Below are 16,462 nucleotides of genomic sequence, written 5' to 3' on the forward strand. Positions count from 1 at the left end.
AAGCAAAAGACCTCCAAGCGGAGGTCTTTTTTTCTAGGCGACTCGATTGAGTACTGAACGCAGCTTCAAAGGTTTCACCGGTTTGGCGATAAAACTGAACCCATTGGCTTTAATGCCTTCCATCATGTCATCGGTTCGATCGGCACTGATGATCACCCCTTCAAAACGGTTACCCAGACGTAAGCGGCATTGCTGCAACACCTCTAATCCCGTTCGACCATTATCTAAACGATAATCGGAGAAAATCACATCCGGCAGCCAATCGTCTTCGATCGCTTTTAGACTCTCAACAATGTCGGTCGCAATGCGAATATCACAGCCCCAACGCGAGAGTAGATTCTCCATTCCAACCAGAATATCCGGCTCGTTATCAACACATAGGACACGAATATGGCTTAAATCGGATTGTGCACTCTTCACCGCTTTGACCGCCGGAATGTGCACCTTCTCTGCCTTATCTAAGGTAATCGAGAACACACTGCCTTTACCGAACCAAGAACGCATGGATATTTCATGCCCCAGCACTTGAGCAATACCTTTCGAAATAGCCAAACCTAACCCCAAACCTTGGTCTGAACGGACTTGAGTACCGCGATTAAATTCTTCGAAGATCTCTTGTTGCTTCTCTTCTTCGATGCCCATGCCGTTATCCCACACATCGATACGCACTCGGCCTTGTACGCGACGCACCCCAAGCGCCACTTTGCCATTCGGGCTATAACGGAATGCATTGGTAAGGAAGTTCTGTACCACACGGCGTAGCAATTTCGGGTCGGATTTCACCATCAAAGACGATGGGATCATGGTGAACTCAATGCCTTGTTGTTTCGCTAGTGCGCTGAATTCCGCATTCAAGTTTGCCAACACATCATTAACCGCAAAGCCATGCACATTGACGTCCAACTTGCCCGATTCCAAACGTGAAATATCCAGCAAGTCACCAATCAAATCTTCCGCCGCCCCCAACGCACTCTCAATGTGGGTCGATAACTTTTGGGTTTCACTGTCTTTGGCCACTTCCGACAACGAAGAAGCAAACAGTCGTGCAGCATTCAGCGGCTGCATCAAGTCATGACTCACCGCGGCTAAGAAGCGCGACTTGGACTGTGACTCATGCTCAGAACGTTGGGTCGCTGCCACCAGTTGTTTGTTCAATTGCTCCAACTCACGAGTACGAGCACGAACGCGTTCTTCTAGTGTCTCATTGGCATCTTTCAGGGCTTGCTCCGCATCGCGGAACACGGTGATATCAGTAAAGCTCATAACGAAACCGCCACCGGGCATTGGGTTCCCTTGTACTTCAATTACGCGACCGTCAGGACGCACACGGGAGGAGGTATGTCGCGTGCCTTGCTCAAGGTGATAAACGCGGCGACGAACGTGGTCTTCAGGGTCACCAGGACCACATAAACCTTGCTCAGCATTATGGCGAATCACATCTGCAATCGGACGCCCGACCTGAATCAACCCCGGCGGGAAGACAAACAACTCCAGATAACGTTGGTTCCACGCTACCAGCCTTAATTGCTTGTCGACCACTGCGATGCCTTGTCCAATGTGTTCAATCGCCCCTTGCAGCAAGCCACGGCTGAAATCATACAGCTCTGACGCTTCATCAACGATGGTCGCCACTTCCTCAAGTTGCATGTTTCTGCCCTGCAGAGCAGAAGTAAGTACTAACTTAGCTGAAGAGGCACCAAACACACCGGCAAGCACGCGCTCGGTATGTCGAATCAAGGTAGAGGGGGCTTGTTGGTTGGGAAGCAGCTCCTCGCGTTGCTGACTCCAATAGGTTTGAAAAGCAGATTTCACTCGCGTTCGTCCGACAAATCGTGACGCTAACATCTCAAGTTCACTGACCGTTACACGGCTCTGATACAAGCTGATGTTTTCACTTTCAGGCAACGGCGTACCAACGAATGACGCCGATTGTAAGCGTTCACTTATGCTTGGGCGCGTAGCTAGTGATACCGCGACAAAACACGCGGTATTTGCCACTACACTGAGGATCATGCCCCAGTCAGAAACAGCAATACCAAAGCCTGCCAATAAATCAGGCGGAGTGATCAACCAAATCAGCAAGTTGTTACTTGCGTCACCCGCCAGCATGTCGGTTTGGCTCATCAAAGTAATCAACCAAATGGTGAAACCCACCAGCAGACCGACATACACGCCTTTCTTGTTGCCCTGACGCCAGTACATACCACCAAGCAGAGACGGTGCGAACTGGGTAATCGCTGCAAATGAGAGAAAACCTATCGCAGAGAGTGAGTGGATACTATCTAAAGCCTGATAAAAGCCCCATGCACCAATCAAAAGAAGCAGAATAAGCCCACGACGTATACGTAATAACAGCGTAGAGAAGTGATGATGATTGCGTTTTGATAACTTCATCCGGCGCAAAATCAGCGGCATCACCAAATCGTTAGATACCATGATCGCTAAGGCAATGGTCGAAACGATAACCATGCCACTTGCCGCGGAAGTACCGCCCAAAAATGCCAGTAAGGCGATGTCATTCGCGCCCACCGCCATCGGCACACTGATCACGTACGTATCGGCAGGACTGCCACTCAACAGACTTTGCCCTACCCATGCGATTGGCAGAACGAAAATTCCCATCAGAATCAGATACAGTGGGAACAACCAACGAGCGACGTGTAAGTCTTGCGCGCGTTCATTCTCGACCACCATGGTATGGAATTGACGTGGCAAACAGACAATCGCCAACATGGTCAGAATGGTATGAATCAACAAAGTCGGAATGTTGGGTGATTCATAGGTTTCAGCGGCAATATCGGCAAGGTGGAAGCTCTCAGTATCCATCGCGAGCCAAACAATAAACACACCCACAACTAAAAACGCCACCAACTTGAGCACTGATTCAAACGCAATCGCCATCATCATGCCGCGGTGATGTTCGGTGTTATCTATATGGCGTGTACCAAACAGCATGGTGAAAATGGCCATCGCCCCGACCACAAACCAAGATACGCTGTAGTTTTGATAACTGAGATCAGATGCTAAATCTGGCGCGATGATCTCCAACCCCATTGTGATGCCGCGCAGTTGCAAAGCGATATATGGAAGAATGCCTGCCACGGCGATTAAAGTGACAACCACCGCCAAGCCTTGCGACTTGCCATAGCGGGCGGCAATGAAATCGGCAATGGAGGTGATGTGCTCGCGCTTAGCAATCAAGATCAGCCGAGCGAGGACGCGCCAGCCGATGGTAAACACGATGATTGGCGCGATATAGATGGGTAGGAAGGACCAAGGATTGTTGCTCGCCTGTCCGACCGTGCCGTAGAAGGTCCACGACGTACAGTACACCGCTATCGACAAGCTGTAGATCCATGGTCGCCAACGCGCTAACCATCTCTTTTGTTTGTCACCGTACCAAGCGATTAAAAACAGAATTCCCAAATACGCCAAAGAAACGGGAATCACTAGCCATCCTTGCATCCGATATCCTTTCTTACTTTTCTTGCCTTTCTTGCTGTTTTTAAAGCAAGGAATAAAAAAACCTCTCCATAAGGGAGAGGTTTCATTTAACACTGCTTTCACAACAGAGACAAAGGTTAGTTTTTAATCTCTGTCACAGAAGCTTAATTCTGTGCTTCGGGTGCATTGGCTGAGAGATCAACCACATGACTTTCATCATTTTGAGGCTCAACTTTGATAAACAGTGCAATAAAGCCCATCGCCGCCATCAGCCAGAAGATATTCGCCCCCCAGTGCTCGTAACCCCAACCACTGATCACCGTCATCAACGCGATAAACGCACCCAGTGGGATTGCGTTATATAGTGCCTGCAATGCCACCATCTTGTTCTCGGCTGAGTTCTGGATGTATTGAATCGCAGCAATGTGCGCCATTGCAAACGTCACGCCGTGAAGCATTTGCACTACCACCAACGCCAAAATAGAGGTCGTAGACGCAGTCATGCCCCAACGCAGCATCACACCACCAGCCGCAACCACAAACAGAGTGCGCAAAGACCAGCCTGCGAATAGACGCTTACTAAGAGCAAATACAGCAACTTCAGCTGCCACGCCCAAGCTCCACAAGTAACCAATCACATCTTCTGAATGACCCGCCGCTTTCCAGTGAATCGCACTAAAACCGTAGTACGCCGCATGGCTGCCCTGAATTAACGCCACCAGCACAAGGAACTTCACGACCGGTTTATCCGTCAGTAACGCTGAGAGTTTTGGACGCTCAGAATGTTGACCGCTACGCGTCACAGGCATTGGGTTGGTGTTACGCATTGCAAACAAGAGCGAGATAAACACACCGACCATCGCCGTGTACAAAATCATGTCAGAGCCAAACTCTGCCACCAAGTAACCCACCACAGTCGAGCCTGCAATAAAGGCAACCGAGCCCCACAAACGGGTACGACCGTAATCAAGCATTTTCAAACGAGCGTAGTAGTTCGCCATCGCATCAGACAGAGGCACGACAGGACCACAACACAAGTTGAACAAGACGGTGGCAAGCGCCATTAACCAGAAGTTGCCGCCAGTGAAAAAGTGGAAACCAACAAATATAAGAGCAGCAAAACTCAACCAGCGCAATGCAGGCATAAGGTGTTCGACTTTATGCAAACGTGGGGTAAGTACCATGTTCGCCACACAGCGCGTCGCTAAACCTAGACCCACTAACAGACCAATATCTGTTGGAGAAACGCCCTGCTCTTTAAACCACAACGACCAAAATGGCAGATACACGCCATACGCAAAAAAGAATCCGAGAAAGTACTGGGAAATCCAGCCATACGGAGAGGGTTTCAACATCACTGACATCCTAAAAAACGACAAAAACTAACGACTTCCGCCACGTAAACGTTTGGGACGCGGAATTATGGATCGCAATGCGTAATAGAAAAAGGGAAGAATCGGCAACTTACCGTTTCCTCAATGGCACAGGGTCTCGAAATGCAAAATTAGATTGTGACGATTTAGACCAAAGTCGTCTGGCTTCGACAGGGAAATTTGTCAGACTTAGAATGTGTTCCCACCAAATTTAGGTGCTCTCATGCCTGACAAATTTAATATGCAATCTCCACCGTTCGACCGCCTGACTGACGCACAGCAAAATCGACTGCGCTCGTCTCTTGATGTGGCGTATTACCGAACGCGAGATGTCATCTTAGCTTGTGGGCAAGACAACCCTCACCTGCACGTGCTGATTAAAGGTGCCGTGGAAGAGCGCTCAAAAGAGCAAGACGAAGTGTTTGCTCACTACGCTAACGACGACATGTTTGATGTGCGCTCTTTGTTTGAAGAAAGCGTGCGCCATCAGTATGTGGCACTGGAAGATACCCTCTCGTACTTGCTGCCCAAAGAAGTGTTTCTTGAGCTGTATAACGAGAACGGACAGTTCGCTGCCTACTTCGATAACAACCTATCCAAACGCCAAGCCCTCATTGAAGCGGCTCAACAGCAACAAAACCTCGCGGAATTCATTCTGACTAAAGTCAATAGCAGCATCTATCATCCACCGATGCTATTGGCACCTGATATGCCAATTAATCAGGTCACCAAAACACTCAAAGACAATGGCATTGATGCCGCTTTGGTTCAGCTTAACCAAGATGACCCACGCCTAGAGCAATATCCATCGGCGCATCCCTACGCGATAGTGACGCGAACCAATATGCTCCATGCCGTGATGCTTGACGACCACCCACTCGATACGCCCGTGAGTAAGATTGCGACCTTCCCTGTTTATCACGTGGATGATGGTGATTTCTTGTTTAACGCCATGATCACCATGACGCGTAATCGCATGAAGCGTCTAATGGTGTGCGAAGGTAATCAAGCGGTCGGTATGTTGGACATGACGCAAATCCTCAGTGCGTTTTCCACTCACTCACACGTACTGACACTCAGCATAGCGCGAGCCAGCAGCGTGGAAGAGTTAGCCCTTGCTTCCAATCGACAGCGTCAGTTGGTGGATAGCTTGCTGACCAACGGGATCCGTACTCGCTTCATCATGGAGCTGATATCTGCCGTAAACGAACAAATCATCGAAAAAGCGTTTGAACTTGTGGTGCCACCAGCACTGCACGATCACTGTTGTCTGATTGTGCTTGGCTCGGAAGGTCGCGGAGAACAAATCCTCAAAACCGATCAAGACAACGCACTGATCATCCAAGATGGGCTGGAATGGGAACATTGCGCCGAAGTGATGCAAACCCTCACCCACACCTTGCAGCAACTGGGTTATCCACTCTGCCCTGGCAAAGTCATGGTTAACAATCCGAAGTGGGTCCGAACGCAGCAAGAATGGATTAAAACGCTCGATGGTTGGATTGCTAAAGCGCAGCCTGAACAAATCATGGATTTAGCCATCTTCAGTGATGCCCATGCAGTCGCAGGCAATCGAGAATTACTCACGCCTATCGCAGATCACCTCAGAGACAGCATGAAAGATCGTATGTTGATTCTGTCCGATTTCACTCGACCTGCGCTGCAATTTTCCGTACCTCTTACTCTGTTTGGCAACGTAAAAAGTGCTAAGGACGGGCTGGATATTAAGCGTGGCGGCATCTTCCCTATCGTGCATGGCATTCGCACTTTGGCATTGGAATACGCAATTGAAGAGAAGAACACCTTCGAGCGTATCGAAGCACTGAGAAACAAGCGTATCTTAGAACCAGAAACCGCCGATAACCTCAATGAGGCGCTGAAGCTGTTCTTCAAGATCCGTTTGAACCAGCAATTGAGTAAGCAAGAAGCATTAAACAATATCGACATCAAACAGTTAGACAGGACTGAACGAGACCTGCTACGCCACAGCTTACACGTGGTGAAGAAGTTTAAGCAGTTCTTAGGCTTCCATTATCAAATCCGTGATTAGAGTCTTTTAGGCAAATAAGACGAGAGGTAACAGGGATGAATTGGCTACAAAGGAAATACTGGCATTACAAGCTGAAGGGCTCACCTTATCAGCCACTGTTTTGTTCGCCGCAAAAAGGCGAGTTTGTCTCTCTCGATTGCGAAACCACCAGCTTGGACCCAAATCGAGCCGAGCTGGTCACCATCGCTGCGACCAAAATCATCGACAATCGCATCATCACCAGTAAGCCATTCGAAGTTCGACTGCGCGCCCCGCAATCACTCGATTCAGGCTCGGTAAAAATTCACCATATCCGCCATCAAGATTTGGTGGATGGCATCAGCGAAAAAGAAGCGCTCATCAAGCTGCTCGACTTTATCGGCAATCGTCCTTTAGTCGGCTACCACATTCGCTACGACAAAAAGATCCTCGACCTCGCCTGTCTGAGGCATTTAGGCTTCCCACTACCTAACCCACTCATCGAAGTGAGCCAGATTTATCACGACAAGCTCGAACGTCATTTGCCTAACGCCTACTTCGACTTAAGTCTTGATGCAATTTGTAAGCACCTTGAGCTACCGATTCAAGACAAACACGACGCCCTGCAAGACGCAAAATCTGCTGCTTTGGTGTATGTGCGCCTAACCAAAGGCGATTTACCAAACCTGAGCGTGCCTTATACCCAATAGGCTTAAGACTCAGCTTTCGATCCACGTCCCACATTCGCTTTAAATTCAGCAATATCGCGGCGCATTCCTCACTCTCATCCTAAAGTCTAATTGTGGAAATACGCGCTGTGACTGACAGTTATATGCACAGCAACGTTCTTGATGAATCACAGACGAAAGAACGGAAACCGCCCTACAAAAGACGAAGGTCGAGAATTAAAGGCACAAGGAGAGAAGCCATGAGCGAAGCCCACGTTTATCCGGTAAAAGAAAATATTAAAAACCATACGCATGCGGATAATGACACTTACCTAGCCATGTATCAGCAGTCGGTAAGCGACCCTGAAGGCTTCTGGAGCGAACACGGTAAAGTTGTCGATTGGATTAAGCCATTCACTCAAGTTAAAAATACCTCTTTCGATACTGGTCACGTCGACATTCGTTGGTTCGAAGACGGCACGCTGAACGTATCTGCAAACTGTATTGACCGTCACCTTGCCGAGCGTGGCGATGAAGTCGCAATCATCTGGGAAGGCGATGATCCTGCTGACGATAAAACCCTCACATTCAATGAACTGCACAAAGAAGTGTGTAAGTTCTCTAACGCACTAAAAGAGCAAGGCGTGCACAAAGGCGACGTGGTTTGTCTTTACATGCCAATGGTGCCAGAAGCGGCTATCGCAATGCTGGCATGTACGCGTATTGGTGCGGTTCATACCGTGGTATTTGGTGGCTTCTCGCCAGAAGCACTGTCCGGTCGTATCATCGACTCAGATGCGAAAATCGTTATCACCGCTGACGAAGGCGTTCGTGGTGGTCGCGCAGTACCACTGAAGAAAAACGTTGATGAAGCACTGACAAACCCAGAAGTAAAAACCATCGACAAAGTTGTCGTTCTAAAACGCACGGGTGGCAACATTGATTGGCACGAGCACCGTGACGTTTGGTGGCACGAAGCAACGGCTGTCGTTTCTGACGTATGTCCACCTGAGGAGATGAAAGCGGAAGACCCTCTATTCATTCTTTACACTTCAGGCTCAACAGGTAAGCCAAAAGGCGTGCTGCACACTACAGGTGGTTACCTAGTGTACGCAACCATGACCTTCAAATACGTGTTCGATTACCAAGAAGGTGAAACGTTCTGGTGTACTGCGGATGTGGGTTGGATTACAGGTCACACTTACTTAATTTACGGTCCACTGGCGAACGGTGCGAAAACCATTCTGTTCGAAGGTGTACCAAACTACCCAAGCACGGCTCGCATGAGTGAAGTGGTTGATAAGCATCAAGTAAACATTCTCTACACTGCGCCAACAGCGATTCGCGCCCTAATGGCGAAAGGTAACGAAGCAGTAGCAGGAACATCTCGTTCAAGCTTGCGTGTTATGGGCTCAGTTGGTGAACCTATCAACCCAGAAGCATGGGAGTGGTACTACAAGACCATCGGTAATGAAAACTCACCTATCGTGGATACTTGGTGGCAAACAGAAACAGGCGGTATCTTGATTGCACCACTACCAGGTGCAACCGACCTGAAACCAGGCTCAGCAACTCGCCCATTCTTCGGTGTACAACCTGCGCTAGTAGATAACATGGGTAACATCATTGAAGAGACCGCAGCAGAAGGTAACTTGGTGATCCTTGATTCATGGCCAGGTCAGATGCGTACTGTTTACGGTGACCACGAGCGCTTTGAGCAAACCTACTTCTCAACCTTCAAAGGCATGTACTTCACCAGTGATGGTGCACGTCGTGACGAAGACGGTTATTACTGGATCACAGGTCGTGTAGATGACGTACTGAACGTTTCAGGTCACCGCATGGGTACCGCAGAAATTGAATCAGCACTGGTTGCACACGATAAGATTGCGGAAGCGGCGATTGTCGGTATTCCTCATGACATCAAAGGTCAGGCAATTTACGCTTACGTCACGCTTAATGACGGTGAATTCCCATCAGCCGAGCTGCACAAAGAGGTGAAAGACTGGGTACGTAAAGAGATTGGTCCAATCGCGACACCAGACGTGCTGCACTGGACAGACTCTCTACCGAAAACTCGCTCTGGTAAGATCATGCGCCGCATCCTACGTAAGATTGCAACGGGTGATACTAGCAACCTGGGTGATACTTCGACACTGGCTGATCCAAGTGTTGTAGACAAGCTAATTGCAGAGAAAGCAGAACTGGCATAACACCCAGCCCCTGTTTTAAACGCTAGCCCTAAAAGCCACCATTGCATGGTGGCTTTTTTGTGCGTGGACGCAAAATAAACCACAGAAAGCACGTGGCAATTATGTTGTTTTTGTTAACTTGGTTACAGAAACGGCGGGGGCTATTGGGAGATTAGACCAGTAAATTGCTGCTAATTGCTGTGAATTAGCTATAATCTTGGTCGATTTTTTAAAATTTGCTCGGTTTTAACAAAAAAATCGTGCTGAATTATCGTATATTTGGGAATATAAACGTTCCACTCACGATAAAGGAAGATAGCAACATAATGTCTGCAAAGTCACGGATTCTAGTTCTAAACGGACCAAATCTTAACCTATTAGGTCTGCGTGAACCGGCACATTACGGTAACAACACCCTAGCACAGATTGTTGATGCATTGACTGAACAAGCTCACAACTCTGGGGTGGAACTTGAACACCTGCAATCGAATCGTGAGTACGAACTGATTGAAGCTATCCACGCTGCGTACGGCAAAGTGGACTTCATCATCATCAACCCAGCAGCTTTCACTCATACCAGTGTGGCGCTGCGTGATGCATTACTTGGCGTAGCCATCCCATTTATCGAAGTGCACCTATCGAACGTTCACGCTCGTGAGCCGTTCCGTCATCACTCTTATCTGTCAGATAAAGCAGAAGGAGTGATTTGTGGCTTAGGTGCACAAGGTTATGAATTCGCTCTGTCTGCAGCAATCGCGAAATTGCAGGCAAAGTAAACCAAACACTCTGCAGCCCTTTGGGGTTGTCTTAATCACAAGATAAAAGAGAAAGAAAAGATGGATATTCGTAAAATCAAGAAGCTAATCGAGTTAGTTGAAGAATCTGGCATTGCTGAGCTAGAAATCTCTGAAGGTGAAGAGTCAGTACGCATCAGCCGTAATGGCCCTGCATCTGCTCCAGCACCAGTTCATTACGCAGCAGCTCCAGTAGCAGCACCTGCGCCAGTAGCAGCTCCAGTAGCAGACGCACCAGCAATGGCAGCAGAAGCACCAGCAGCAGTTCCTGCAGGTCACCAAGTTCTTTCTCCAATGGTTGGTACTTTCTACCGTTCTCCAAGTCCAGACGCGAAATCATTCGTTGAAGTTGGTCAGAGCGTAAATGCTGGCGACACTCTATGTATCGTTGAAGCAATGAAAATGATGAACCAAATCGAAGCGGACAAATCAGGTGTTGTAACTGCAATCCTAGTTGAAGACGGCCAGCCAGTTGAATTCGACCAACCACTAGTTGTAATCGAATAAGCGGGGCTTGCCTTATGCTAGATAAAGTAGTCATCGCGAACCGAGGTGAAATTGCACTTCGTATCCTTCGCGCTTGTAAAGAATTAGGCATTAAGACTGTGGCAGTGCACTCAACAGCTGACCGCGATCTTAAGCACGTACTACTTGCAGACGAAACAGTATGTATCGGTCCTGCTCGTGGTATCGACAGCTACCTAAACATCCCTCGTATCATTTCTGCAGCAGAAGTGACGGGTGCAATTGCGATTCACCCGGGGTACGGCTTCCTATCTGAGAACGCAGACTTTGCTGAACAAGTAGAGCGCAGCGGTTTCATCTTCGTTGGTCCTAAAGCAGACACCATCCGCATGATGGGTGACAAAGTGTCAGCAATCAACGCAATGAAAAAAGCAGGTGTTCCTTGTGTACCAGGCTCTGACGGTCCACTAGATAACGACGAAGACAAAAACAAAGCTCACGCTAAGCGTATCGGCTACCCAGTAATCATCAAAGCCTCTGGTGGCGGCGGTGGTCGTGGTATGCGTGTTGTGCGTTCTGAAGCGGAACTTGTTCAAGCTATCGCTATGACGCGTGCAGAAGCAAAAGCGGCATTCAACAACGATATGGTTTACATGGAGAAATTCCTAGAGAACCCTCGTCACGTTGAAGTTCAGGTAATTGCTGATGGCCAAGGTGGCGCTATCCACCTAGGTGAACGTGACTGTTCTATGCAGCGTCGTCACCAAAAGGTTGTTGAAGAAGCTCCAGCACCAGGTATCACTGAAGAGATGCGTAAGTACATCGGTGAACGTTGTACACGTGCATGTTTAGAAATCGGTTACCGCGGCGCAGGTACGTTCGAGTTCCTATACGAGAACGGTGAATTCTACTTCATCGAAATGAACACTCGTATTCAGGTTGAGCACCCAGTAACAGAAATGGTTACCGGTGTTGACCTAATTAAAGAACAGCTACGCGTAGCAGCAGGTCAACCACTGTCATTCACTCAGGATGACATCAAGATCCGCGGCCATGCGATTGAGTGTCGTATCAACGCAGAAGACCCAGAGCGCTTCCTACCTTCACCAGGTAAGATTGAACGCTTCCACGCCCCAGGCGGTATGGGTGTTCGTTGGGAATCTCACATCTACACAGGCTACACAGTACCACCTCATTACGATTCAATGATTGGTAAACTGATCACTTACGGTGAGAACCGTGATGTAGCGATTGCACGTATGAAGAACGCACTAGGCGAGATGATCATTGAAGGCATCAAGACTAACGTTACTCTACAAGAGTCAATCATGAATGATGAGAACTTCCAGCACGGTGGTGCGAACATTCACTACCTAGAGAAGAAGCTAGGCCTACAATAAGCCTTCGCTAACCTCATAATAAATGCCCACATCTGTGGGCATTTTTGTTTTGTATAAAGTCTATACTCAAACAAATCGTAGAGTTCTGGTAAACTCTGCGCCACTTCATTCACTTTAAGAGCAAAAACAAATGCCTTGGATTCAAATCAAACTCAACGCGACCAATGAAAACGCTGAGCAAATCGGCGACATGCTAATGGAAGAGACTGGTGCGCTGTCTGTAACATTCCTAGACGCGCAGGATACGCCCGTATTCGAACCTCTACCTGGCGAGACTCGCTTATGGGGCGATACTGACATTCTGGCACTGTACGATGCAGAAGCAGATACAAACTTCATCATCACTCAAATCAAAGCAAGCGGCATGCTAGCAGACGATTTTGCTTACAAAGTAGAACAGCTAGAAGACAAAGACTGGGAACGCGAATGGATGGAAAACTTCCACCCTATGAAATTCGGCGAACGTCTATGGATCTGTCCAAGTTGGCGTGATGTTCCTGAACCAGACGCGGTTAACGTTATGCTTGATCCAGGTCTGGCTTTCGGTACGGGTACTCACCCTACGACAGCACTTTGCCTTGAATGGCTAGAGAGTTTAGATCTATCTGGTAAAACAGTTATCGACTTTGGTTGTGGCTCAGGCATCCTTGCGATCGCTGCGATCAAACTTGGCGCAGGCAAAGTTATCGGGATCGACATTGATCCTCAAGCACTTCAAGCTTCTCGCGATAACGCAGAGCGCAACGGTGTTGCTGACCAATTAGAAGTGTACCTTCCTCAAAACCAACCTGAAGGCCTGATCGCTGATGTGGTTGTTGCTAACATTCTTGCTGGTCCATTACGTGAACTTGCACCTATCATTAAAGGTTTGGTTAAACCGAATGGTGACCTAGCAATGTCTGGTGTTTTAGACACTCAAGCAGAAGACGTAGCGAACTATTACCGTGATGAGCTTCACATTGATCCAATCGCAGAACAAAGCGAATGGTGTCGAATCTCCGGTCGTAAGCAAGGCTAGACAAGGTTTTCAGGGCTAATTGTTTGAATTTCATACAAATTACAAAAACAATTTGTAAATGCTCAAATATTAGTCTTTTCACGCAGTAAAAAAATGCGTAAAATGCGCGCCCTTGCTGGTACAGAACTGTGATGACGTTTTGAAAATCGGAAACTATCAACTTAAGAACAATCTAATCGTAGCCCCTATGGCTGGTGTAACGGATAGACCGTTTCGCGAGTTGTGTCTTCGCTATGGTGCGGGAATGGCCGTCAGTGAAATGATGTCTGCTAACCCGAAACTATGGGGAACGTCAAAGTCGAAACAGCGCATGGTGCATGAAGGCGAATCGGGCATTCGCTCTGTACAGATTGCCGGTTCCGATCCACAGCTTATGGCCGATGCAGCTCAATTCAGTGTTGAAAACGGTGCGCAAATCATCGACATCAACATGGGCTGCCCAGCAAAGAAAGTGAATAAGAAGCTGGCGGGTTCTGCCTTGCTTCAGTACCCAGACATCATCAAAGAGATTTTGACTGCGGTAGTGGACGCGGTAGACGTTCCTGTAACGTTAAAAACCCGTACTGGCTGGAACACAGAAAATAAAAACTGTGTTCACATCGCTAAATTAGCCGAAGACTGCGGCATACAGGCTCTTGCACTGCATGGCAGAACAAAAGCGTGTATGTACAAAGGTGAGGCCGAATACGACAGCATTAAAGCGGTTAAACACGCTATATCCATTCCGGTTATCGCAAACGGTGATATCGATAGCCCGGAGAAAGCGAAGTTTGTACTGGAGTACACCGGTGCAGACGCTTTAATGATTGGACGCCCTGCCCAAGGTCGTCCTTGGATTTTCCAGGAAATCCATCACTATTTGGAAAACGGCACCACAATGGATGAGCTTCCAAGTGAGGAAGTGAAAACCATTATGCTTGGTCATGTTAACGCTTTGCATGATTTCTATGGAGAGTTCTTAGGTCCACGTATCGCGCGTAAGCACGTTGGTTGGTACCTAAAAGAGCATGAACAAGCGAGTGAGTTTCGCCGTACCTTCAATGCTATCGATGCAGCTGAGCTGCAGCTTGAGGCATTAGAGGGTTATTTTGATAACGTTGCATCATAATTAAGAGAAGAGCTAGACCGAATATGTTCGAACAAAATCTGACTTCAGAAGCATTAACAGTAACTACAGTAACGTCACAAGACCAGATTACTCAGAAGCCTTTACGTGACTCTGTTAAAGCGTCTCTTAAAAACTACCTAGCTCAACTAAACGGCCAGGAAGTAACTGAACTATACGAATTAGTTCTAGCTGAAGTTGAACAGCCACTACTAGATACCATCATGCAGTACACTCGCGGTAACCAAACTCGCGCAGCAACTATGATGGGTATCAACCGCGGTACTCTTCGCAAGAAACTTAAAAAATACGGCATGAACTAATACGTTCATACAGTATTTTTGTAAAAAAGGCTTGGCCAGCAATGGTTAAGCCTTTTTTATTGCCTTTAAGCCATCCAGCTCTGCGTTCCTCATATTCTGTGTAAACATTAGTCAAATCTGATACATTGAACTGTGATCGGTATTGATTGTGAACTCAATATAAACAGATATAATCAAAGACTTACATTGGATAAAGGAACTAACCTCGTGATTTACAAAGAAAGGGAAGATTGGCTCCATGCCATTTTGAATACCCTCCCTGATCATGTCTTTATCCTCAATGAACAAGGTCGCTATATCGAAAGTTTCGGTGGCACTTACCATTCAAAGTACTTCAATGCGCAAAGCTATACCAACCTCAAGTTGAACGATGTTTTGTCGACAAACAAAGCCGTTGAGTTGCTTGGTTACATTGGTGATGTACTCCACTCTAACGAGCCAAAAGTCGTCAAATACAGTATCGCACTGCAAGATCACCTACTGATGCCAATAGAAGAACTAGATGCGTTAGACAATCCAGAAGAGACCTGGTTTGAAGCAATCATCAAGCCCGTAGAAAGCTTCCAGGGTGGTGAAAACTTGGTAATTTGGTCCGTGCGTGATGTCACCAAAACGCATCTGCTAGAAAGGCGCCTCAAAGAGCTTTCAGAAACAGATGAGTTAACAGGTGTCTTGAATCGCCGAGCATTCCTAACAAGCCTAGATAGGTCTCTGAGCTCGCATTCGCACCCATCTCAACCCCTAACTTGCGTCATGATTGATATTGATCACTTCAAAGAGATCAACGATCAGGTTGGGCACTTCTCCGGCGACCAAGTGATCAATCATGTAGCCAAGATTTGCCAACGTGCAATTCGTGGAACTGACTTTATTGGTCGTTTAGGAGGGGAAGAATTTGCCGTAATCCTAGCCAATACCAGCGCAATACAGGCCTATGAGGTAGCAGAAAGGATCAGACAAGCGATCCAAAATGCACCATGCCAAGTTGATGGTATCGAAATCAGCACAACGGTTAGCATTGGTGTCGCCGAATATGACGGGCAAGTATTGAGCGCAAAAGAGTTAATGGTTAACGCAGATAAAGCCATGTATTACTCAAAGCACTCAGGACGTAATCAAGTCACTCTGTATCATGGCCATATTCCTGACGTTAAACTGCAGCACTCTACCAACTTAAGAATCCAAAAGGTTTCTTAACCCATCTGCTTTATCGTCCATACTTTACATTAACTTATCCACGCCTCCCTCAATACGCTCAAACGCAGCTCTTATGCCTAAATCTAGTATGAGAATAGACAAGCTCAATATGTTTTAACAACGAGCTTAAGGAGTTCTAGAGACATGAGAGTTGGTGACATTGTGAAAGACTAAGTAGTGCGTTAGCACTATCTCACGATCAATTTAGTAAACAGGAAAGATATACAGGTTTTAGAAAATGATGTGCTTTTATAGGAGAGTTTTTGGTAATCAAATTTACTTTGCTTTAAATGCAAAAAAGCCCACTCTTTCGAGTGGGCTTCTTCAAATTTAAAGCCTGGCGATGTCCTACTCTCACATGGGGAAGCCCCACACTACCATCGGCGCTAATTCGTTTCACTTCTGAGTTCGGAATGGAAGTCAGGTGGGTCCAAATCGCTATGGTCGCCAAGCAAATTCTTTAATCTGGAAAACT

General features: G+C 47.4%; 12 protein-coding genes and 1 rRNA gene. 10 read left to right on the forward strand and 3 right to left on the reverse strand.

Annotated features, from left to right (window positions below):
- Positions 1-33: 33 nt before the first annotated feature.
- Both QTO06_RS18385 and QTO06_RS18390 read right to left on the reverse strand, forming a co-directional pair.
- Positions 34-3,465, reverse strand: a complete 3,432-nt coding sequence (locus QTO06_RS18385) for a hybrid sensor histidine kinase/response regulator (protein ID WP_331409279.1) — start codon at positions 3,463-3,465, stop codon at positions 34-36.
- A 143-nt stretch (positions 3,466-3,608) separates the two neighbouring features.
- Positions 3,609-4,799, reverse strand: coding sequence for a 3-phenylpropionate MFS transporter (locus QTO06_RS18390; RefSeq protein ID WP_039840831.1), 1,191 nt, complete (start codon positions 4,797-4,799; stop codon positions 3,609-3,611).
- A gap of 241 nt (positions 4,800-5,040) precedes the next feature.
- Here QTO06_RS18390 and QTO06_RS18395 point away from each other — a divergent pair, with 241 nt between their 5' ends.
- The 10 genes from QTO06_RS18395 to QTO06_RS18440 all read left to right on the forward strand — a co-directional run bounded on the left by QTO06_RS18395 (position 5,041) and on the right by QTO06_RS18440 (position 15,987).
- Complete coding sequence (locus tag QTO06_RS18395; protein ID WP_331409280.1) at positions 5,041-6,867, forward strand: DUF294 nucleotidyltransferase-like domain-containing protein; 1,827 nt, start codon at positions 5,041-5,043, stop codon at positions 6,865-6,867.
- Positions 6,868-6,902: 35 nt separating this feature from the next.
- On the forward strand, positions 6,903-7,535 hold the full coding sequence (locus tag QTO06_RS18400) for a 3'-5' exonuclease (RefSeq protein ID WP_005440406.1): 633 nt from the start codon (positions 6,903-6,905) through the stop codon (positions 7,533-7,535).
- Positions 7,536-7,753: 218 nt separating this feature from the next.
- Entirely contained in the window at positions 7,754-9,706 is a 1,953-nt protein-coding gene (gene acs / locus QTO06_RS18405) for an acetate--CoA ligase (RefSeq protein WP_045485557.1), read from the forward strand.
- Between the two features lie 305 nt (positions 9,707-10,011).
- Positions 10,012-10,461 (forward strand): type II 3-dehydroquinate dehydratase, encoded by a 450-nt coding sequence (aroQ, locus tag QTO06_RS18410; protein ID WP_331409281.1) that lies wholly within the window; start codon positions 10,012-10,014, stop codon positions 10,459-10,461.
- A gap of 60 nt (positions 10,462-10,521) precedes the next feature.
- Positions 10,522-10,986: an acetyl-CoA carboxylase biotin carboxyl carrier protein gene (gene accB, locus QTO06_RS18415; RefSeq protein WP_045482542.1), complete on the forward strand. Its 465-nt coding sequence runs from the start codon at positions 10,522-10,524 to the stop codon at positions 10,984-10,986.
- Between the two features lie 14 nt (positions 10,987-11,000).
- Positions 11,001-12,344: an acetyl-CoA carboxylase biotin carboxylase subunit gene (gene accC / locus QTO06_RS18420; protein ID WP_005440401.1), complete on the forward strand. Its 1,344-nt coding sequence runs from the start codon at positions 11,001-11,003 to the stop codon at positions 12,342-12,344.
- A 130-nt stretch (positions 12,345-12,474) separates the two neighbouring features.
- Complete coding sequence (prmA, locus tag QTO06_RS18425) at positions 12,475-13,362, forward strand: 50S ribosomal protein L11 methyltransferase (protein WP_005440399.1); 888 nt, start codon at positions 12,475-12,477, stop codon at positions 13,360-13,362.
- 139 nt (positions 13,363-13,501) lie between these two features.
- Positions 13,502-14,470, forward strand: a complete 969-nt coding sequence (gene dusB / locus QTO06_RS18430) for a tRNA dihydrouridine synthase DusB (protein WP_032803127.1) — start codon at positions 13,502-13,504, stop codon at positions 14,468-14,470.
- A 23-nt stretch (positions 14,471-14,493) separates the two neighbouring features.
- The gene (gene fis / locus QTO06_RS18435) at positions 14,494-14,790 is read left to right on the forward strand and encodes a DNA-binding transcriptional regulator Fis (RefSeq protein WP_000462885.1); all 297 of its coding nucleotides are present in this window, start codon (positions 14,494-14,496) and stop codon (positions 14,788-14,790) included.
- A 207-nt stretch (positions 14,791-14,997) separates the two neighbouring features.
- Positions 14,998-15,987 (forward strand): sensor domain-containing diguanylate cyclase, encoded by a 990-nt coding sequence (locus QTO06_RS18440; protein WP_331409282.1) that lies wholly within the window; start codon positions 14,998-15,000, stop codon positions 15,985-15,987.
- A gap of 335 nt (positions 15,988-16,322) precedes the next feature.
- On the opposite strand, the gene rrf is transcribed toward QTO06_RS18440, so the two are convergent.
- Positions 16,323-16,439 (reverse strand): 5S ribosomal RNA (rrf, locus tag QTO06_RS18445).
- Positions 16,440-16,462: the final 23 nt, after the last annotated feature.

The organism is Vibrio sp. M260121 (genome assembly GCF_036533715.1).
Classification (GTDB): Bacteria; Pseudomonadota; Gammaproteobacteria; order Enterobacterales; family Vibrionaceae; genus Vibrio.